Source organism: Streptomyces asiaticus (genome assembly GCF_018138715.1).
Classification (GTDB): Bacteria; Actinomycetota; Actinomycetes; order Streptomycetales; family Streptomycetaceae; genus Streptomyces; species Streptomyces asiaticus.
On sequence record NZ_JAGSHX010000004.1, the window covers coordinates 46,323 to 65,506 of the forward strand.

22 protein-coding genes and 2 pseudogenes are annotated in these 19,184 nt (G+C 69.1%); 12 read left to right on the plus strand and 12 right to left on the minus strand.

The genetic code is table 11. The annotated features are described in order from the left end of the window. Positions 1 to 31: 31 nt before the first annotated feature. Positions 32 to 880 carry an amidohydrolase family protein gene (locus KHP12_RS07560; protein WP_246643054.1) on the plus strand — a complete coding sequence of 283 codons (849 nt, stop codon included), beginning with the start codon at positions 32 to 34 and terminating at the stop codon, positions 878 to 880. 241 nt (positions 881 to 1,121) lie between these two features. Here the strand turns inward: KHP12_RS07560 and KHP12_RS07565 are convergent, their stop codons facing one another. Together KHP12_RS07565 and KHP12_RS07570 are read right to left on the minus strand one after the other, a co-directional pair. Then, the gene (locus KHP12_RS07565) at positions 1,122 to 1,907 is read right to left on the minus strand and encodes a replication-relaxation family protein (RefSeq protein ID WP_211832054.1); all 786 of its coding nucleotides are present in this window, start codon (positions 1,905 to 1,907) and stop codon (positions 1,122 to 1,124) included. A 34-nt stretch (positions 1,908 to 1,941) separates the two neighbouring features. Continuing rightward, entirely contained in the window at positions 1,942 to 2,976 is a 1,035-nt protein-coding gene (locus KHP12_RS07570; protein ID WP_143678155.1) for a hypothetical protein, read from the minus strand. Between the two features lie 245 nt (positions 2,977 to 3,221). Between KHP12_RS07570 and KHP12_RS52330 the strand changes: the two genes are divergently transcribed. Beyond that, on the plus strand, positions 3,222 to 3,344 hold the full coding sequence (locus tag KHP12_RS52330; protein ID WP_276328654.1) for a hypothetical protein: 123 nt from the start codon (positions 3,222 to 3,224) through the stop codon (positions 3,342 to 3,344). Positions 3,345 to 3,369: 25 nt separating this feature from the next. On the opposite strand, the gene KHP12_RS07575 is transcribed toward KHP12_RS52330, so the two are convergent. The 3 genes from KHP12_RS07575 to KHP12_RS07585 form a co-directional block, all read right to left on the minus strand. Continuing rightward, positions 3,370 to 4,176: an inositol monophosphatase family protein gene (locus tag KHP12_RS07575; RefSeq protein WP_086883455.1), complete on the minus strand. Its 807-nt coding sequence runs from the start codon at positions 4,174 to 4,176 to the stop codon at positions 3,370 to 3,372. A gap of 62 nt (positions 4,177 to 4,238) precedes the next feature. Beyond that, positions 4,239 to 4,925 carry a response regulator gene (locus KHP12_RS07580; protein ID WP_086883454.1) on the minus strand — a complete coding sequence of 229 codons (687 nt, stop codon included), beginning with the start codon at positions 4,923 to 4,925 and terminating at the stop codon, positions 4,239 to 4,241. After that, positions 4,922 to 6,217, minus strand: a complete 1,296-nt coding sequence (locus tag KHP12_RS07585; RefSeq protein WP_211832056.1) for a sensor histidine kinase — start codon at positions 6,215 to 6,217, stop codon at positions 4,922 to 4,924. The genes KHP12_RS07580 and KHP12_RS07585 overlap by 4 nt, the downstream gene beginning before the upstream one ends. Positions 6,218 to 6,438: 221 nt before the next feature. Between KHP12_RS07585 and KHP12_RS07590 the strand changes: the two genes are divergently transcribed. The 3 genes from KHP12_RS07590 (at position 6,439) to KHP12_RS07600 (ending at position 10,515) form a co-directional block, all read left to right on the plus strand. Continuing rightward, positions 6,439 to 7,131, plus strand: a complete 693-nt coding sequence (locus KHP12_RS07590; protein WP_211832058.1) for an ABC transporter ATP-binding protein — start codon at positions 6,439 to 6,441, stop codon at positions 7,129 to 7,131. Further along, the gene (locus KHP12_RS07595; protein ID WP_211832060.1) at positions 7,128 to 9,578 is read left to right on the plus strand and encodes an ABC transporter permease; all 2,451 of its coding nucleotides are present in this window, start codon (positions 7,128 to 7,130) and stop codon (positions 9,576 to 9,578) included. The genes KHP12_RS07590 and KHP12_RS07595 overlap by 4 nt, the downstream gene beginning before the upstream one ends. 505 nt (positions 9,579 to 10,083) lie before the next feature. Further along, positions 10,084 to 10,515, plus strand: coding sequence for an AAA family ATPase (locus KHP12_RS07600; RefSeq protein WP_211832062.1), 432 nt, complete (start codon positions 10,084 to 10,086; stop codon positions 10,513 to 10,515). Here the strand turns inward: KHP12_RS07600 and KHP12_RS07605 are convergent. Beyond that, positions 10,512 to 10,658 (minus strand): hypothetical protein, encoded by a 147-nt coding sequence (locus KHP12_RS07605; RefSeq protein WP_211832069.1) that lies wholly within the window; start codon positions 10,656 to 10,658, stop codon positions 10,512 to 10,514. The two genes, KHP12_RS07600 and KHP12_RS07605, sit on opposite strands and share 4 nt — an antisense overlap. Before the next feature lie 704 nt (positions 10,659 to 11,362). Between KHP12_RS07605 and KHP12_RS07610 the strand changes: the two are divergent. Both KHP12_RS07610 and KHP12_RS07615 read left to right on the plus strand, forming a co-directional pair. Then, positions 11,363 to 11,668, plus strand: a pseudogene (locus KHP12_RS07610) (diguanylate cyclase); the annotation flags it as partial. Positions 11,669 to 11,751: 83 nt separating this feature from the next. Continuing rightward, positions 11,752 to 11,955: a LapA family protein gene (locus KHP12_RS07615; RefSeq protein WP_086883449.1), complete on the plus strand. Its 204-nt coding sequence runs from the start codon at positions 11,752 to 11,754 to the stop codon at positions 11,953 to 11,955. Positions 11,956 to 11,961: 6 nt separating this feature from the next. On the opposite strand, the gene KHP12_RS07620 is transcribed toward KHP12_RS07615, so the two are convergent. Beyond that, entirely contained in the window at positions 11,962 to 12,972 is a 1,011-nt protein-coding gene (locus tag KHP12_RS07620; protein ID WP_211832075.1) for an aldo/keto reductase, read from the minus strand. 232 nt (positions 12,973 to 13,204) lie between these two features. Here KHP12_RS07620 and KHP12_RS07625 point away from each other — a divergent pair, with 232 nt between their 5' ends. The 3 genes and pseudogenes from KHP12_RS07625 to KHP12_RS50805 all read left to right on the plus strand — a co-directional run. After that, positions 13,205 to 13,351: a hypothetical protein gene (locus KHP12_RS07625; RefSeq protein WP_372455180.1), complete on the plus strand. Its 147-nt coding sequence runs from the start codon at positions 13,205 to 13,207 to the stop codon at positions 13,349 to 13,351. Beyond that, complete coding sequence (locus tag KHP12_RS07630) at positions 13,348 to 13,485, plus strand: ASCH domain-containing protein (RefSeq protein ID WP_218053150.1); 138 nt, start codon at positions 13,348 to 13,350, stop codon at positions 13,483 to 13,485. The genes KHP12_RS07625 and KHP12_RS07630 overlap by 4 nt, the downstream gene beginning before the upstream one ends. Positions 13,486 to 13,539: 54 nt before the next feature. Then, positions 13,540 to 13,749, plus strand: a pseudogene (locus KHP12_RS50805) (IS982 family transposase); the annotation flags it as partial. 22 nt (positions 13,750 to 13,771) lie between these two features. On the opposite strand, the gene KHP12_RS07635 reads toward KHP12_RS50805, so the two are convergent. The 3 genes from KHP12_RS07635 to KHP12_RS07645 all read right to left on the minus strand — a co-directional run bounded on the left by KHP12_RS07635 (position 13,772) and on the right by KHP12_RS07645 (position 15,738). Next, the gene (locus KHP12_RS07635; RefSeq protein WP_211832077.1) at positions 13,772 to 14,485 is read right to left on the minus strand and encodes an alpha/beta fold hydrolase; all 714 of its coding nucleotides are present in this window, start codon (positions 14,483 to 14,485) and stop codon (positions 13,772 to 13,774) included. Positions 14,486 to 14,635: 150 nt separating this feature from the next. Beyond that, the gene (locus KHP12_RS07640; RefSeq protein WP_211832078.1) at positions 14,636 to 15,031 is read right to left on the minus strand and encodes a VOC family protein; all 396 of its coding nucleotides are present in this window, start codon (positions 15,029 to 15,031) and stop codon (positions 14,636 to 14,638) included. Between the two features lie 95 nt (positions 15,032 to 15,126). Beyond that, a complete protein-coding gene (locus KHP12_RS07645) occupies positions 15,127 to 15,738 on the minus strand; it encodes a transposase (RefSeq protein WP_086883467.1) in 612 nt (203 codons plus the stop codon). A gap of 304 nt (positions 15,739 to 16,042) precedes the next feature. On the opposite strand from KHP12_RS07645, the gene KHP12_RS07650 reads away from it, so the two are divergent. Then, entirely contained in the window at positions 16,043 to 16,696 is a 654-nt protein-coding gene (locus tag KHP12_RS07650; RefSeq protein WP_211832079.1) for a class I SAM-dependent methyltransferase, read from the plus strand. A gap of 47 nt (positions 16,697 to 16,743) precedes the next feature. Continuing rightward, positions 16,744 to 17,655, plus strand: a complete 912-nt coding sequence (locus KHP12_RS07655; protein ID WP_372455181.1) for a phosphotransferase family protein — start codon at positions 16,744 to 16,746, stop codon at positions 17,653 to 17,655. Between the two features lie 464 nt (positions 17,656 to 18,119). Here KHP12_RS07655 and KHP12_RS07660 read toward each other — a convergent pair whose 3' ends face one another. Together KHP12_RS07660 and KHP12_RS07665 are read right to left on the minus strand one after the other, a co-directional pair. Continuing rightward, positions 18,120 to 18,479, minus strand: coding sequence for a DoxX family protein (locus KHP12_RS07660; protein ID WP_211832082.1), 360 nt, complete (start codon positions 18,477 to 18,479; stop codon positions 18,120 to 18,122). 171 nt (positions 18,480 to 18,650) lie between these two features. Further along, the gene (locus tag KHP12_RS07665) at positions 18,651 to 19,145 is read right to left on the minus strand and encodes a cupin domain-containing protein (RefSeq protein ID WP_208653114.1); all 495 of its coding nucleotides are present in this window, start codon (positions 19,143 to 19,145) and stop codon (positions 18,651 to 18,653) included. Between the last annotated feature and the right edge of the window lie 39 nt (positions 19,146 to 19,184).

Consider the following 19,184-nt stretch of genomic DNA (forward strand, 5'->3'; position numbering starts at 1 on the left):
GGAAGACCTGGCGGCCGGCCGTACCGCGGCCATGGACGCTCAAGGCGTCGACCTGTCCGTCCTCGCCCTCACCCCACCGGGAACCCATCCGCTGTCGCCCGAGAAGGCCCTGAGGCTGAGCCGCGCCGCGAACGATGTGGCCGCCGAAGCCGTCTCCCGCAACCCGACCCGTTTTCGGTCACTGTCCACCCTGCCCATGTCCTCGCCGAAGGACGTCGCCGGCGAGCTTGAAAGGGCGGCGGGCATTGGGCACGTAGGCACCATGGTCTATGGCCGGGCAGGAGACCTGTTCCTCGACGATCCCGCCTACGACGGCTTCTTCTCGGCCGCGTCGGAACTCGGCCAGCCGGTGTTCATCCACCCTCAGCTGCCGTCGGACGCTGTCCGTGACTCCTCGTATCGGGGCTTCGACGCCATGACGGATCTCGCGCTCGCCACCTTCGGGTGGGGCTGGCACCTGGACGCCGCGACGGCGGCCCTGCGCCTCATCCTGCGAGGCACATTCGACCGTCACCCGGACCTTCAGATCGTGCTCGGCCACTGGGGAGAGATGCTGCTGTTCTGGCTGGACCGAGCCGACAGTCTCTCCCGTATCGCCGGATTACAGCGACCGGTGTCGGGCTACGTCCGGTCGAACTTCCACATCACCGCATCCGGCATGCTCAACCCGGCCCTGCTGCAGCATGCCCTGTCCGTCACCTCCGCCGACCGGCTGATCTTCTCGACCGACTACCCCTTCCAGCGGCCGGCCAAGGAGGAGATCGATCTCTTCCTGAACCACTTCTCCACAGATGCGGAACGTGAACAATTCTCATGGGCCAACGCGGCTTCCCTGTTCGGATTTGACCTCCCATCCTCGGCCCAGGACGAGAACGCCTGATCGGAGAACTGCGTCCCACGGACTGCGAATATCGCGTACTTGGAATGACGCTCCCCGCCAGTCCCGCCGGACGCCGTTACCCAGTCATGATCGTCAGGCGGGCGCTACGCAGAGCTCGGTGACGATCGCGAACGAGGTCGTCACCATCGGCACCGCGGGGCGGGTGTGGGACAGCGAGGCTCCGCGCCACCAGTCCGAGGGCTTCTGGACGCGAAACGTCTCGCCGCCAGCCCACTACTGGTCAGCATTCGGCGGCGCGGGTGCGCAGACGGGCCATCCCGCCCGGTGCGTTCTGCGCCCACTCCCGTTGATACCGGGCCTCCTCTGCGGCCCGGCGGGCCTCTCTGCGGGCGGAGTACTCGGCGTGTGTGCCGGTGTTGGTCAGGGCGTCGTTGAGGGACTGCCGCGTTGTGCGGCCGAAGCGCCACCACACCGGCCCGTGCGGGCCCTTGGTCCACAGCTGGTCGAGGTGGGTGGCGATGACCGGCACCGTGCCCGCGTACTCGTACCAGCCGTCCCGCTTTTCCGCCTCATCGAGGCTCCACTGGGCCGCGGGGCATTGCCACCGGCCTCGCCAGCAGTCGCGGGAGAGCTCGGCCACCTTCTTCATACGGTTGAGGCGTGCCTCGGGTCCGACGTCCTTGGTGAACACCAGCGCGAGCGGCGGGTAGCCGCCGCGCCCGGAGTCCTCCCACACTGTCGACCACAGCTCCCCATCCCGGCCCTGGTGGCCCTTCACCTTCCGCTGGAAGAACCTCCGGTAGCGGTGGATCTTGGCCGCGACCGTTGCGGCCGGTTCTGTGTGGTGGTCGACCTCCACGAACAGCACCGGCACTCCGTCCTCGGGCGCCTGGAGCACCGCGTCCGCGCGCAGACTCCCCTTCCCCGGCGCGGTGAACGTGCCGACCACGGGCAGCGCGACCTCGGTCTCCCAGCCCGCCAGATGCCCCAGCCCGGCCGGGCGAGGCGGAAGCTGCCGCCTTGGGGCCGGAACCGCGGCACGGCGGGTCACCGGCTGGGTCGGCAAGGGGGCGACTGCCGTATGGCGTCGATCGTGTCGGTCACCGCCAGCGCGTGCGCGGCACCCGCCTTCGCCGCCTCCCGCGCTGTGCCCCCATCTCCTTCACCGGACGGCCCAACTCACTGGCAGCTGCGGCCAGCCCGGCGGTGGTGAGGTTCCACAACTGCCGCGTCACCGGCCGACCGCCCGCTCCCAGCCGGGACGTCTTCCCCACCGTCTCCACCAGATCGGCGTGCCGGAGGTCCTTGCACGCGTTCCGGACGGTCTGCGGATCTGCCGTGGCGACCTTCACCACCCCCAGCGCGAGCAGCACCAGCGCCCGCACCCGGCCCCGCACGACCACTCCCCCATTCCACTCCAACTCCAGGTAGGAGAAGGAGTAAGGGGCTGTCGGAGTCACCTCCGCGCCCGGAAACAGGCCCTGACCTGCGACCCGTACCCGCTCAGTGCAGGTGATCACTGTTGGGCAGAGTGTAGGGAAGACTGTAGGCGACGGTGTAGGGCCGGTGACGTCTTTCGGATCCCAAGGCTCGTTCCGTCCGGGTGCCTTGACCAGACCTATCTCACTCGCGGTTCGGCGGAGGGTTGGGGGCCACCCATCGGTGAATGCCCTGAGACGTCTCCGTTGTTCCGCCGCAATGCAGTCGCCGAGTACCGCTCGGTCGATGTACGGGTCGACGGCGGCGAGGACCAGGCGCTGAAGCTCAATCGGGTCGAGCGCCTCGACCTCCCACTGCACCGGCTGGCCAGGGTCGAGCCCGTAGCGGCGTGCGAACCCTGCCCAACGCAGGTCGCCGGCCTTCCCGGCAGCCGCGGGCAGCTCGTACTCGCGCACCTGGTCGTGTGTGAGCAGGATGCGCTCCACGTGGCTCCAGCAGGCCGTGCGGGCCACCCAGTCCCGTTCGATCACGACCTGCACATAGCTCTGGCTGCCGAAACCCCGGACGACGAGCACGGGGACCCCAGCACCTTCCAGCCAGCCGGTCAGCTGAGCCCGCAGGGTGTCCTTCTCGCAGGCCGCATACAGGGCGGACACCTGGCCGACGGTCCGGTCCAGGGCGAACCAGTCAGGCACGGCCCTGATGAACGCAACCGTGCTCCTGCCGGCGGCCAGCGTGACTGTCGCCATCAAGCTCGGCCACTGGCAGCTGCACATCGACCGGCGCTGCATCGAGCTGATCCCTGGCCGGACGAACCCCCGTTCTGACACAGCCCCGCCCCGGCCACACAGGGCCGGGGCGGGACCACCGTGCGACCGCGCATCGGCAAAGGGCCGGGCCACCCGCTCCTTCACCCTTTCGAGATCAGGAGGATTCCAGCATGCCCCGGCTGTCCCTCACCACCGAGCGCCTGGCCCTCTTCGGCACCCTGCTGGCCACCTTCGGCGAGCTGCACCGATCTGGCACAACCACCACACCGGCCAACCAGTCATCCGGTCACTGACCGGCTACGACCACTGACCTTGGTGTCAATCGTCTGGAAGGCCGCGCATCATCGACATCAGCAGCCCGTGGGTCTCCTCGTCGGCGGCGACCACAAGCCCACGACCCGCCTCGTCAATCGGGACACCGTCGATCCCGGTGACAACGCAGCCAGCAGCCCGGCACAAAGCGATACCGGCCGCGAAATGCACACTCCCGGACAGATCGCCGCCATCGGTGACATACGCGGCGCGCTTGCCGGCAGCCACCCAGGCCAGCGCCAGCGTCGTGGACACGACGCGCGGCCGGAAACGCTCGACGAACTCAGGGCAGGCCAGCAGATCCACGGCCCGGAATCCCGGCGCACTCGGGAACGGCGGATCCAGGTTGACGTCCACCAATCGGGTAGACGGCGTGGGCCTCAGCAGTGCGTCGTCGACCCCGTCATGCCGCACCCAGGCGGTCTCCCGATCGGTGAAAAAGACCTCGCCGCTGAACGGGTCGGCCACCGCCGCCGCCCCATCGCGCAGTGCCACGTTGACGGCCACTAGCATATTGCCGACGGCATAGTTCAGCGTGCCGCACAGGGGGTCCACCAACCACTGGCGCACAGCGTTGGCGGCACCCTGCTGCCCGCTTTCCTCGCCGAGCACCGCATCACCGGGCCGTGCGGCACGGATGACGCCGAGGATCGCCTCCTCTGCCTCCACATCGGCGGCGGTGGCAAAGTCCCCGGCACCCTTGTCGATGCGACTGAGCCGCTGGCCGTACATGTTGCGGATCACGTCCGCGCCAGCCCGCGCCCCGGCTATCGCGACTGCAGCATCGTCGGAGCTCGTGTGTGAGTCGATCATGCCGTGCAGACTATCGAGGCGAAGCTATCGCCTCGGCGAGCCTTCCCGGACAAAGCACCAGGCTAGGCGCCCCCGCCCGGGGCGATCAGCCCCGCCTCGTAGGCGAAGACGACGGCCTGGACGCGGTCGCGCAGGTCCAGCTTCGACAGGATGCGGCCGACGTGGCTTTTGACCGTGGTCGGGCTGAGGAACAGCCGGGAGGCGAGTTCGGCATTACTGAGGCCCGTCGCGAGTAGGCGGAGCACCTCGAGCTCGCGCGGGGTCAGGTCGGACAGATCGCGGTGCGCGGCAATGGTCTGCGGTTCGTCGTGATGAGCGAAGCGCTCGATCAGCCGACGAGTGATCGTGGGCGCGAGGAGAGCGTCGCCGGTCTGTACCAGGCGTAAGGCGGAGACCAGATGTTCGGGGGTGACGTCCTTGAGCAGGAAGCCGCTGGCGCCGGCGGTGAGCGCGGCGTAGACGTAGTGGTCGAGGTCGTATGTGGTGAGGATGATGACCCGCGTCGCGTCCGGGCCAGCGTCGCCGATGATGCGCCTGGTGGCCTCGATGCCGTCCATCTCCGGCATCCGGATGTCCATGAGGACGACGTCGGGCCGCGTACGGCGAACCGCTGCGACAGCCTCGGCCCCGTCGGCGGCCTCGGCCGTCACTTCGATGCCGTCCGCCGCCAGGATCATCTTGAAACCGGTGCGTACGAGCGCTTGATCGTCGGCGATGACGGCGCGCAGAGGCGGCCGGTCCGCAGTCATACCGCGCTCCGTGGGATGCGGGCCGTCACCCGGTAGCAGCCGGTCGGCGTCGGTCCGGCCGTCAACTCGCCCTTGTAGACGGCCAACCGCTCGCGCAGCCCCATGTGGCCACGGCCGTTGCTCTCCACCGGCGGGGAGTCCTTGGCGCCGCCCGTGTCCGTGACCTCGATCTCCAGACAGTCGTCGGTGTAACCGATGGCGACGGACGCCTCCGCGCCGCGCGCATGTTTGATCGTGTTGGTCAGCGCCTCCTGTACGACGCGGTACGCCGCGAGGTCCACCCCCGGTGGCAGCGGATCCGGCGGCAGCGACACCTCGACGCTCACGGGTGTACCGGCGGCGCGTACTCGTGCGACGAGCGCGTCGAGCTGTGCGAGCCCCGGCTGGGGCTCCAGGCCGTCGGGCCTCTCGTGGTCCGGGGCGGCCAACAGGCCCATCACGTGGCGGAGTTCGGCCATGGCGGCCCGGCCGCCCGCCTCGACGGCCAGTAGTGCCTCCTTGGACTGCTCGGGCGCCATGTCCATCACTTTGCGGGCCGCGCCTGCCTGGATCACCATCACGCTCACATTGTGGGTCACAACGTCGTGCAGTTCGGCGGCAATGCGGGCACGTTCTTCTTCGACGGCGCGGCGCGTGGCCTCCTCCTGAGCGCCCTGCAGTTCTGTCATCCGGTCCCGGCTGGAGGCCAGCCGCAGTTGCAGGAAGCGGACGAGGCTGGCCAGCATCCCTGCCACCAGGAGCACGAATCCTGGGCTGGACCATCCGGGGAGCACGGGTTCCGCGTTGCGGAAAGCGAAGCCGGACAGCGCGGCGGCGATCACCAGGACGGCGATCGCCGTTACCCGGTAACGGCTGTATACGACGGCGCTGTAGGCACCGATGACACAGGCCAGGACGGTGATCCAGGAGGCGGAGCTGCCGATGGCCAGTGCCGCACCCAGCACCGCCACGAACTCGGTCAGCGGATACCGGCGCCGGGCTGCCAGCGGCAGCGTCGACAGGACGACCAGGGCCCAGGGCACGGAGGAGGGCTCGTCCTCCACGGGTGCCTGACCAGGGTCGGGCGGCGGGGGCGGGGCCGGGACCCCGGCCCCGACATTGGCCTTCGGGTCGATGTTCACCGGCCCGTCGCCGGGATAGCGCACCGCCACGAACAGGGCGATGACGGTCAGGACGACCGCCAGCGCCACATCGGTGCGCATCGCTCGCCGGGACAGCGGGGCGGCCTTCGCCTCTGGACGTAACGCGTCGATGAGCTGCTGATGCCAGCTGCGCCGGTCTTCCGTCTCCATCCCCACATTGTCTTGCGCTCTCCGCCCGGCCCGCGTCCGCCTGTCCGTTCAGGGCGTTGTCCCAGAGGACTCCTTCTCAGGTATGACTCCGCGGCCGAATCCTCCGGAGGAAGGGCCTGATGTTGGTTCCGCGGCCGACGCGCCCCATCCGCGGCAGCCCCTAGGTTCGCAGGACCGGCAACGGCATGTGCCTCTCGCGACCGTAAGGACGGACTACTCGTATGCATCAAGTGATCGAGCTGGAGGGTGTGGCGAAGCGCTACGACAGCGCCGGCGCGCCGGCGCTCGGACCGCTCACGCTCAGCGTCGCCAAGGGTGAGGCCCTTGCCGTGACGGGCCCTTCGGGCAGTGGCAAGTCCACGCTGCTGAACCTCGTCGCCGGCCTGGACAAGCCGACCGATGGAGCCGTGATCGTGGCCGGGCGGCGGATCGACCAGTTGAGCGAGCACGCACTCGCCAGGTTCCGTCGCGAGCACATCGGCATGGCCTTTCAGTTCTTCAATCTTCTCGACGACCTCACCGTCACCGACAACATCCAGCTCCCGGCCCAGCTGACCGGGACCAGTCGGCGCAAGGCCGCGGCCCGCGCGGGTGAGCTGATGGAGATGCTGGGCATCCAGAAGCATGCCCGCGCCTACCCGGGCCGGCTGTCCGGAGGTGAACGCCAGCGGGTCGCGGTCGCCCGGGCGTTGGTCAACCGGCCCGCGCTGCTGCTCGCCGACGAGCCCACCGGTGCGCTCGACACCGCCTCGGGCCACGACGTCCGCAATCTGCTGATGGATCTGCACCGCGCCGGACAGACCATCGTGCTGGTGACACATGACCTGACGCTGGCGGAGGCGTGCGCGAGCCGCACGATCCACCTGGTCGACGGTCACGTCGCCCTCGACACGTACGCGCAGGCCGTCCGATGAGCCTGTTCGGTACCGGCGCGCTGGGCCGAGTCGTACGTTCCGGCGTCGGCCGACAGCGGGTGCAGACCGTGGTGATCGCCGTGGCCACGATGATGGCCGTGGCCTCGGCCGTGGTCGCCGGGTCGCTGATGGTCGCCGCGGCCGCGCCCTTCGACAACGCCTTCAAGAAACAGCAGGGCTCGCACATCACCGCGCAGTTCGATCCGGCCAAGGCGAGTGCGGCACAGCTGGCGGAGACCGGGAAGCTGGCCGGTGTCACGGCGAGCGCGGGACCGTACCCGTCCACGGCGGTCCGCCCGGTGGACCGGTCGGGCTTCCAGCTGCCGACGCTGACCCTGGTAGGGCGGTCCGGTCCTGACGGCGCCGTGGACCGGGTGGATCTGAAGTCGGGCCGGTGGGCGCAGAAGCCCGGTGAGATCGTGCTCGACGCGTCGTTCGAGGGGCCCGCCATCGGGATCGGCACCCCCATGAAGACGTCGAACGCCAAGGACGCCCCGACCCTTTCGATCGTCGGCTTCGCCGTGTCGGTCAGCAAGACCGCCGACGCCTGGGCGGCCCCCGCGCAGGTCGACGCGCTGGGATCGAAGGGCAACCCGGTCTTGAGTCAGATGCTCTACCGCTTCGGCTCCGCGAGCACGAAGCAGCAGATCCTCGCCGACCGGAAGAAGCTCGCCGCCTCCGTGGGGTTCGGAGCGCTCCTCGGAACCGAGTCCTGGCTGGACACCAAGCGCGCCGCGGATCAGGGTGCGGCGGCGACCGTCCCGTTCGTGATGGCTTTCGGCGCGCTCGGCATCGTGATGTCGGTGATCACCGTCGGCAGCGTGATCAGTGGCGCGGTCGGCACCAGCCTGCGCAGGATCGGCATCCTCAAGGCGATCGGCTTCACTCCGCGCGAGGTCGTACGCGCCTACGTGGCCCAGGCGCTGATCCCGGCCATCGTCGGCATCACACTGGGTGTCGTCCTGGGGAACCTCCTGGCAGTGCCGCTGCTGGCCGACACCGAGTCGGTGTATGGCGGCGTCTCGCTCTCGGTGGCCTGGTGGGTGGACGTCGCCGTGTCGGCCGCCGCCCTGGTCGTCGTGTGGCTCGCGGCGCTGATTCCCGCATTGCGGGCCGGCAGGCTGCGCACGGTCGAGGCCATCGCGGTCGGCCGGGTGCCGCGCACGGGGCGCGGCCAGTGGCCGCACCGGGCGATGGGGATGCTGCCGCTGCCGCGGCCGGTGACCTACGGTCTCGCCACCCCCTTCACACATCCGGTACGTACCCTCGCGATGCTGCTCGCGGTGGCGTTCGGCACCGTCGCGGCGACCTTCGCGGTGGGGCTGACCTCGTCCCTGAACGCGATCGGCACCTCGCAGGACCCCGAGAACCGTGCCGCGGTCACGGTCACGACGACCAAGGCGATGGAAGTCGCTCCCCCTCCGCCGCCTCTTGTGGGGGGTGACGGGGGAGATCCGCCTCCCCCTGGCGGCAGCGAGTCGGGCCCGCCTCCCGTGGAGAACAGCGCGGCGAGCATGTCCAAGAAGCCCAAGGTCGCCGACCCGGCGAAGGTGCGGTCCGCCGTCACGTCGCAGCCGGGTACGGAGTCGTACTACGGCAAGGCCCAGACCGAGGTCGCCGTGGCCGGGGTCTCAGGATCGATCCAGGCCAGCCTCTACGAGGGCGATTCGCGCCCCGGCAGCTACGAGATGCTCTCCGGGCACTGGATCACCGGCAAGGGACAGGTCGTGGTGCCCTCGCGCTTCCTGGAAAGGACCAGCACCAAGCTCGGTGACACGGTGCGGGTGACCTACGAGAAGGAGACCGCGAACCTGCGGATCGTGGGCGAGTCCTTCGACACGTCGGGCAGCCAGCTGGAGATCCACGCCAACATGGCCGACTTCAAGTCGGCCGAGCCCAGCACCTTCCTCGTCGAGACGAAGTCCGGCGTCTCCGCCGACGCGTACGCCCAGAAGGTCGCCGCGGTCGTACAGCCGCTGGGGGGCGACGCCACGACCGGCTCCGAGTCGGGGCAGGACGGCGTCATCCTCATCATGGCCGCTATGGCGGCGCTGCTCACCCTCATGCTGATCATCGTGGCCGGTCTCGGCGTACTCAACTCCGTGGTCCTCGACACCCGGGAACGCATCCACGACCTGGGCGTCTGCAAGGCGATCGGCATGTCGCCGCGCCAGACCCTGAGCCTCGTGCTCGCTTCGGTGGCCGTGATCGGCGTGATCGGCGGCCTGCTCGGCGTCCCTGCGGGGTACGCGCTGCACCACGTCGTCATGCCGGTGATGGGGCGTGCCGTAGGCACCAGTCTGCCGTCGCCGGTCCTCGATGTGTACGAGCCTGTTCAGCTGCTCCTGCTGGGGCTGGGCGGGGTCGTGATCGCGGTACTGGGCGCGCTGATCCCGGCCGGCTGGGCGGCCGGGGCGCGTACGGCCACGGCGCTGCGCACCGAGTAGCGTCCGGCGGAGCGCGAACTGCTGGGGCGGATCCGCCAGGTCTGCGGGGTCGGGCTGCCCGTACCGGCACAGGTGCCGATGTCCCTGTCCAGGCAGGTCCTCTTGAGAGGGACTAGGGACGCCCGGACGGGGGATGGCAGCGGGAAGCGGTGCGGGGTATCGGCGGCGAGACCGGGTGTGGGGCAGCAGCTCCGACCCGGTCTCGCCGCCGCACAGATCCGGCCCCTGCTCATCCGTAGAAGTCCCCCGAGCCCTCTCCCCCGGCCCGCGGTAGGGCATATCAGAGACGCACGGCTACCTCGGCATCAGTGAGACGTCGCACCACGGCTCGCTCGTCCTCCTGCCTCCGCACACGTCGCAGCACAGGTCTGGCCCTCGGCTGACGGCGCTCCTGATCGGCGAGCCGACTCGCGAGTGCGGCCGACGTGGGCGCCATGAAAACCATACGGATCGGCAGTTCCGCCTCGACAGCGACCTCCTGGCCGTCGGCGGACTCATCGTCCTGGTGGGCATCCCGGGCTGCGGCAAGTCGACCTTCGCCGCCCGCTGCCCCGCCAGCTGGCGCGTGTGCCTGGACGAATACCGGCTGGCCGCGACCGACGACATGACCGACCAGACCGCAACCCCGGCCGCCGCCCAGATCCAGGACCTCCTCCTGGACGCCCGCCTCGCCCGAGGCCGCACGACTCTGGTGGACAGCACGAACATCCACGCACACGTCCGCGCCGGCCTCCTGGCCCGCGCCCGCTACTGGCAGCGCCCCATCGCCGCAGCCCTGCTCGACGTGCCGCTGGCCACCGCGCAGTACCAGAACGCCGAACGCGATCGGGTCGTGCCCGGCCACGTCCTGAGTGAGCTGCACGCACAGCTGCCCACCGTCGACCAACTGCGCTCCGAAGGCTTCACCGTCGTACACCTCGCATCCGAACTCGCCTAGCTCAGGACGGGGAACACCGTGACCAACACCGCCACCCAGACCCAGACCGACAGCTTCAGCGCGCTCAGCGACTGCTTCAGCGCAGATCTCGCCGCCTTCATCTCCGAGGAGACACCGCACAACCCGACCCCGAACGAGTTCATCGACCTGGTCGAACGCGTCCGCGACGTCCTCGGCACGGCCAGCGTCGGCAACTCGCAAGACGTGGCGAGGACCTGGACCACGCCGCCACTCGCCTCACCGACGCCCTCACCAGCACCGAGGGCGACCAACGGTGCCTGCTGGCCCGGGCGCGCATCCACCTGCGGGAGGCGCTCGAGGCGATTCGCTGACCGTGTGCTGAGCGCACTCTGTGCCGCCCCGATCCCGTGCCCCGGGGCCGGGGCGGTCGCAGTGACCCCTCAACCACGAGAAGCACGAACGGAGATGGACGTCATGGGCCCGCCTTCCCACAAGGTCGACGTCCCGCTCTGGAGCACCGCCCAGCCCGGCCTACGCGGTGTGCGCGTCTTCACCGGCCCCGCCGACAGCCGCAGCACCGCCGTCCGGACCGCGTACGAGGTCTACGACGCAGCTCCCCGCCATGTAGCAGGCCGGACTCGAGCCCCCCGGCAAGCGGCCGGCCGGACAGATGGAACGCCCGCGGCTACCGGCCCGACTGGGAGCCGGACTGGCCCGCCACGACGGCCGGCCACTGGAACGACCCGTACAGCCGGGTCCACGTCGCCGACAACGGCGACCTCGAGCTGTAGATCCGCCCCGGGACAGGCGCACATCGGCGTCCAAACCAGTTCGCCTGCCCCGGGCCCATCCCAACCCGTACGAGACGAGAGGGAGATCCCCCAGTATGGACTCCGTCCCGCGTGCACAGGCCCGAATCGGGCAGCGCGCACTCTTACTGGCCACCGCCGCCGTCCCGGTGACCGGCTGGACCGTCCACGCCATCGCCCTGCACCGGCGCCTGGCCGCCGCGCAGAAGGACCCGCTCACCGGGCTGCTGCGCCGCGACGCCTACACCGCCCGGGCCCGGCAGGTCCTTCGCCGCCACGGCGACGATGTGTGCGTGGTCCTGGTCGACCAGGACCACTTCAAGGACGTCAACGACGCGCTTGGCCACCCGGCCGGGGACGCGGTGCTGCGTGCGACCGCCGACCGGCTCACGGCCTGGGCCGGACCCCGAGCGGCTGTCGGCAGGCTGGGCGGTGACGACCAATTGACCAAAGTCAGGAGCAGTCGGTGGACGTCAGCTACTTCGGTGCCCACGGGCACGTTCCGCTGCGCGTGGCCCTGCTGCTGGCTGCGGTGGGGGGCATCCTGCTCACCGGGCTGGCGGGCAGCGCGCGGATCATGCAGTTGCGCGCGACCGCCCGCAAGCATCGCCGGGCCCACCACAGGGCTGTGAAGGCCGGGGCCAAGGACTCGTCGAAGGCCCGGCGGTAGCCCGGACTACCGGGAGCCCGCCACAGGGCGCGACTTGTAGAAGGACTCCTCCAGGTAGGCGGTCTCGTGCGGCTGGTAGGGCTCCTCCAAGTAGGCGGCCTCGTCTTCGTCGAGTTCGACGTCCACCGCGGCGACCGCGTCGGCCAGCTGGGCCGGCTTGGTGACCCCGACGACGGGCGAGGTCACCGCCGGGTTGCGCATGACCCAGGCCAGGGCGACCTGGGCCGGGGACAGACCCCGCTTGCCCGCGATCTCGTGGACGCGCTCGGCCACTGCCTGGTCCCCGTCGCGGTAGAGGATCTTGCCGCCCTCGTCGGTCTCGGCACGCGCCGTGGCGGTGTCCCGGGCCCGCGTCAGCCTGCCCCGCGCCAGCGGGCTCCACGGGATCACGCCGATGCCCTGGTCGGCGCAGAGCGGGAGCATCTCCCGCTCTGCTTCTCGGTGGATGAGGTTGTAGTGGTCCTGCATCGACACGAACCGGGTCCAGCCGTTCAGGTCAGCCAGGTACAGGGCCTTGGCGAACTGCCAGGCGTACATGGAAGAGGCTCCGATGTAGCGGACCTTCCCGGACTTGACCACGTCGTGCAGCGCCTCGAGGGTTTCCTCGATCGGGGTGTCGTAGTCCCAGCGGTGGATCTGGTACAGGTCGATGTAGTCGGTCCCCAGTCGCTTCAGGGAGGCGTCGAGCTCGGCGAAGATCGCCTTGCGGGACAGCCCGGCGCCGTTCGGGCCGGGGCGCATCCGCATCCAGACCTTGGTGGAGAGAACGACCTCCTCGCGCCGGGTGAAGTCCTTGACCGCCTGGCCGACGATCTCCTCGCTGCTTCCGGCGCTGTACCCATTGGCCGTGTCGAGGAAGTTGACGCCGCCCTCGAGGGCCTGCTTGATGATGTCCCGGCTGGCGTCCGCGCCCAGCGACCAGGGCTCGCCGCCCCGGGCCGGCTCGCCGAAGCTCATGCAGCCGAGGGTGATGGCGGAGACTTCCAGTCCGGTCGTTCCGAGCTTGATGTATCGCATGTTTCGGAACCTAGGAGTTGGAGTGCGCTCTAACGCAAATTCGGAGACGTGGGGCATGCGCGCCCTGTCAGGTTTCGACCGTTTCGGCCAGACGTACCAGAGAACCCAGTAGTAGCGAGTAACAAACTGTCAATTCTCGGCCGCGCGCGTGGGGCACTACTCAGCCTCCCGACGACAAACCGCCCTCGCGGGTCCGTCGCCACGACCGATCATCGCTCGATCACTAATTCTGTTGCAGCGGGCCGCCGACGCGGCCCTCTACGAGGGCAAGCACTCCGGCCGCGCGCACCTCGCCACCAAGAAGCACGCGACGGCGCCGTCCATCAACGGCCGACGCGCGGGCCGCCCGGGCACGCACCTGTGGGGGCGAGCCACATGAGCGCCGCCAAGCCCGTGCTGCCGGATGGCGACTGGATCCGCGGCATCGGCATCAAGCAGCCGTGGGCCACCTGCATCCTCACCGGCGCCAAGACGATCGAGAGCCGCTCCGGGTCCACGAGGATCCCTAGATGATCAATTCCAAGGGATCGGCTGCGTGCATGAGGTGAGGGAGCCCAAAGTGCTGTTGTGAGGCCAGACTTGGACTCTCTCGCCACCGCACTGTACGTGAAATCCGACGACCTGCTGAGGGCATCACCGCATCTCGCGCCGTGGCGACCGGCTGTCGGGATCACCCCCAAACTCACCGACGCCGAGCTGGTCACCCTCGCGGTGATGCAGGCTGGCGCGGGCCCACTTCTTGGTCACACTCGAAGAACCCGCATGGCCCGCTCCGCGTGAGGGCCGGTAATCGTGCAGATCATGGTTGGCGGGCGGGATGGGTGTTCTCCTCCGCCAGCAGGAACGCCGCAACCGCCTTTGTGAACGCCTCCGGCGCTGCGCGGTGGATCAGGTGCCCGACCGGGGTGGTGACCATGTGCCCGCCGGGGATGCGGCGTGCCAACTCGGCGACGCCGTCCTGGGACACGTGGCTGTGTGGACCGCCGGCCACCACGAGGGTCTCGGCGGTGATCTGGCTGAGTTGCTCCAGCCACCTGGGATCGGGCTGGTCGATCTGCCGCCTGACGGCCAGCACCACCTCCCAGTCGAAGGTCAGGTCGCCGTCCGGCCTGGCCGGGGTATTCGGCTCCCGGGGACGGGGGGCCGACACATCCTCCAGGACCAGTCGGCTCACCCGCTGTGGGTGATCTTGTGCGAGCAGGTAGGCCACGACCCCGCCCATGGAATGCCCGATCAGATCCACGGGGCCCAGTCCCAGCGCGTCCAAGAACCGCAGCACATCGGCCCGCATGAGTTCGAGCGAGTAGTTCCCCGGCCAGTCGCTCCGGCCGTGCCCACGCATGTCGAGGGCATACACCCGTCGGCTGTGGGCAAGGACGGGCACCACCTGCTCCCAGTCGGTGGCATTCTCGCCCAGCGCGTGAACCAGCACGAGCGGCGGAGCATCCTGCGGACCCGACACCTGATAGGCCAGCCGAATCCCCCTCACGTCGACCAAGCGGTGATCAACCATGTCCGGAGGATATGCGGTAGGGGCCTGCCGGAGTATCGGCGTTCACAGGCGGCTGAACCGCCACCGCGGTCAGTATCCCGGGGCCTCAGCCACACAGCACGGCCCCGATCTTCCATAGCCGACCACGTCGTAACCCTTGGCAGTGATCACCTAGTTGGACGGTGCCAGGGTGCGCACGACGTCGAACTCGTTGCCCTCGGGGTCGGCCATGACCACCCAGCTCCGGCCAGGGCCCTGGCCCACGTCCGCCTTGGTGGCGCCAAGGCCAACCAGCCTGGCCACCTCGTCGTCGGTACTGCCGTCGATCGGGCTGACGTCCAGGTGGAGACGGTTCTTCACGGTCTTGCCCTCGGGCACCCGGATAAAGAGCAGGGTGGGCGGCATCTGGCGGGCCCGGACCTCCTCGACGGTCGGCTCCCAGGAACCGATCTCGACCTTGCCCTCGCTCCGGTCGATCACCTTGAAGCCCAGGACCGCGCACCAGAAGGCCGCGAGCCGCTCCGGATCGTGGCAGTCGACAACCAACTCGGTGAACCTACTGGTCATTACTCCCCCAGACAGTGCGGACGGAGGACACAGCCTATGGGGCCGCGCCACCCCTCCGGTCCGGAACCCCTACGACCACCAACCCTTGGAAGCGATCATCTAGGAAATCCTTTGTGTCTCAAGTAGGTAACTGAGAAGCCGTTGTCGGCGTCGTTTCCGGTGTCAAGGATCCTGGTCTTGGGCTTGGTCGGGTTCTTGCCCAGGCGGACCGGTCGGCCGTAGCGGCGCCCCCAGTCCTCGTCGACCAGCCCCTCCAGCAAGTGAGGGGAGGTGCCGGCGATTTCTTCCAGTGCGGCGCGGACCGCCTCGGTGATCAGCTCCAGGCGGGTCAGATCCCGCACCGCGGCCAGGACATGGGTGGAGTCGGTGCGCTGCGTGGTGCGTTCCCGCACGAGGCCGGCCTCCTTGAGGCGGGCCAGTGCGAGGTCGAGGAGGCGGTCGGCGCGGTCGCCTTCGGCGAGACGGTCTCGGAAGTCGGCCAGCACGCTGTGGTGGAAGCCGGGGTCGTCCAGCTCCATGGCCATGGCGTACTTGACGTCGATGCGGCAGCGGACCGCCTCGGCGGCCTGCCGGTCCGACAGGCCCAGCAGGAACTGCAGGACACAGACGGTGGCCAGTTGAGCAGGCGAGAGACCCGGACGCCCATCACGCGGGTACCAGTCGGCGAAGTCCTCGTCACACCACAGTCCATCCAGCCGGCCGCGCACCCATATCGCCGTCGTACCACCCGGGTTACTCGCCCGCGCGACCTGCACGGTCAGAGGCGGGACATGCTCACCGGAACGCGGGCGCAGGGACAACGGGCACCTCGACAACCGCATCGCTCATCGGAACTACCCGAGCATGCCCGTTGACCATGCTGCCGCACCGCGAAACTCCAAGATCCCCGACAGAGTCAAGCTAAGGGGAGCTGACACAGAGGCGGAGACAGCCTCCTCTGGGTGGAGGATCGGCCACGGACCTGAGCGAAAAGCGGTCGCGCTCCTGACAAGCGCGCCGTAGCGTGCGCGCGTGGACGTTGGAGATCCGAAGGAATTGGTCCGGCGTGGGTATGACGTGCTCTCGGAGCACTATGAGCGGGAGTTTGGCAGCGAGACGAAGTACGGCTCGTGGATTGAGGAGTTGCTCGGTCGGCTCCCTGAGGCAGGCACTGTCCTGGACATCGGGTGCGGCAACGGTGTGCCCGTAGCACGGTCCCTGGTCGCGGCGGGTCACCGCGTGACGGGCGTCGACATCAGCGAGGTCCAGATCCGCAGGGCCCGGGAGCTTGTACCGGGCGCCGACTTTATCCGGGCTGATGCCACGACGTTGGAGCTCCCCCAAGGGAGCTTCGACGCCGTCGTCTGCCTGTATGCCCTGATCCATGTTCCTGTGGAGGAACAGCCGGCCTTGCTGGACCGGGTCGCTTCCTGGCTGCGGCCTGGAGGTTGGTTCCTGAGCACCACCGGGCATCGGGCTTGGGCCGGGACCGATGAGAACTGGCTCGGCGGTGGGGCCGCTATGTGGTGGAGTCACGCCGATGCCGAAACGAACCGCGCATGGCTCGTGCAGGCCGGTTTTGACGTGGTCCACGAGGAGTTCGTGCCCGAGGGCGACAGCGGCCACGTCCTGTTCTGGGCTCGGCTCCGCGCCTGCCGCCGTGAGGATGATGAGGTGGCAGGGTGACCAACCACGATAAGGCGGCGGCTGTCCGGCCGTTGACACTGGCTTGGGTGAGGCGGCACCTGGAGGTCGGCGAACGGATCGTCAGAACCGAGGCGCTGCACGGCGGCATCACTGCCGAAATGCGGAGGCTGACCATCGGCACGCGGGACGGAGGCACCCGTGACCTGGTGCTGCGGAGCTTCGTCGACCCGTTCTACGTGGAGCACGCCGAGGACTGGCTGACCAGGGAGGCCGGCGCTTTGACCCTGCTCCCGGGGACCGGCGTGCCGGCTCCTGGACTGGTCGCGGTTGATCCGACCGCCGCGCATTGCGAGTATCCATCGCTCCTGATGTCACATCTGGCGGGCCGGACGGTCCTCGACGATGAGGGATTGGAGACGCGTGTCCCTCTGCTGGCCCGTCAACTCGTGGCGATCCACGCGGTGCGACCCGCCGAGCGGCCCCGGAAGTATGTGGCGTTGACGACCGCCGACACCGTCGTCATTCCGAAGGGCGCCGACACGACGGCATGGGCCGCGGCGATCGACGTGATCAGCCAGCCCGTTCCGCCCTATGAAGGGCGATTCCTGCACCGGGACTTCCAACCCGGCAACGTGCTGTTCGACGTGCCGCCTGGGAGGTCGGCGGGTGCCCGGATCACCGGCGTCGTCGACTGGGCAGCGACCTCCTGGGGCCCGGCGGATCTCGATGTGGCGCACTGCTCCGTCAATCTCGCGCTGCTGCACGGCCCGGCGTGGGGTCTGCGGTTCACTGAGGCGTATGAGGAGGCCGGCGGGATGCTGGCCGCGGCCACGAGCGAGCGGCTGTACTGGCAGGTGCGGGACGGCCTGGCGTCCTCAGAAGAAGTGCAGTTCGTGGCGCAGCAATGGCGGGAGGCAGGGAGGACAGAGCTGACGACGCGAGCCGTGGAGGAGCGACTGGATGCCTATGTCACCACCCTGATGGACACGCTGGGCTGAGCCAAGGCGGTCCAGGGTGGGCCCCGGCCTCATCGTTCACCGCTCAACCAACAGAGGGCCCGGGAACGGGTTGCCGGGCTGCGCCGTGTGCGGCAGGAAGACGTGCGCCGGGCGCTGCCGGCCTGGGAGCAGGAGGGGCCGCAGGGGCGGTGCGGAGAAGGGCCAGCGGCGCGGCTCCGTGCGAGGGTGGAGCCGCTTGCCGCCTGGGGTCCGGCATGTCCGGGCTGCGTCACCGCGCGGACCGGGCAGAACGTATCGCCCCAGCCCAAAGACGAAACAACAGATCAGGACAGCCACACCTCCTGAACATCACTGCCCTGGCTTTGTTCACGAGTTGCGACAGCAGATGTACGCCTCACCGAGCAGCACGTGGATGGCGGCGTGTTCGATGTTCATGAGAGATGACAGCGGCCGTGGGGCGGCTGGCCCTGCAGTCGCATCCACCGGTCGAGAACTGTGCTCGATCACAGCCTGGTGGCCAGCCGGATGGTCACGGCCGCGGTGGCGGTGAGCCCGACGTTGAGTACGATCCGGCGGTCTTCGCCGGTCAGGTGAACGGCGATCGCGCCGGTCTGCAGGAGGACGAAACCGATGGCCGCGGCTGGCGTCAGCGAGGGCGCGATGCCGATCAGCGGTGGCAGGACCAGGCCGGTCGCGCCGAGTATTTCTACGGTTCCCAGCACCCTGAGGGCGGGCAAGGGCACGCGGTCGACCCAGGCCATCATCGGTCGGAGTTGATCGCGGCTGCGGCTCACCTTCAGCGTGCCGGAGTAGAAGTAGAAGAGGGCAAGCAGTCCCGCGACGATCCAATAGGCGATGTTCATAGTTCCCGTTCATGGGCCACCGGTTCGCGGGGGCCCGTCGATTGCGACGATTGCCAGGGAGCCCTGGCAAGGCCCGGCTGTCGCCCGAGGGACCCGGACACCGAAAAATGCGGGAGCCCCACGGCCCCGCCGGTCGAAAGGAGGGCGACCGGCCGTGCCGTCCCGTCGGCTTCAGGTGAGGTCGGTGGCGGGCTCGGTCGCGTAGCGGCTCATCGCGTCGAGGTTGGCCTGTGGCGTCAGTGGCCGGCCGTCGGCGAGCACCTCCTGGAGGTCTCGGAAGTACTGCACGTACAGGTCGGGGGTGAATGTGCTGAGCATGACGGCGGGTTGGTCGGACAGGTTGGCGAAGGTGTGCGGGGTACCGGGCGGAACCATCACGAGCGTGCCCGTGGTGGCGTCGTAGTCGTCGTCCCCCACGGTGAACCGCACGGTGCCGGAGAGGATGTAGAAGCCTTCGTCGTGTTGGGCGTGGCGGTGCTGCGGCGGTCCCTGGGTGTGCGGGGCGAGGACGGACTCGGCGATCGCGAGGCGGTGCCCGGTGTGGCTGCCGTCCTCCAGAACGCGCATGTGCGTGGTGCCCAGAACGATCGTCTCGCCGTCGCCGGGACCCACCACCGATACGGCGGGGTCGGCCTGCGGCTCGTTGGTCTTCGCTTCTTCGGTCATGCTCACGAGTGCACCGCCGACGCCCTGCCAGTGTCCAAG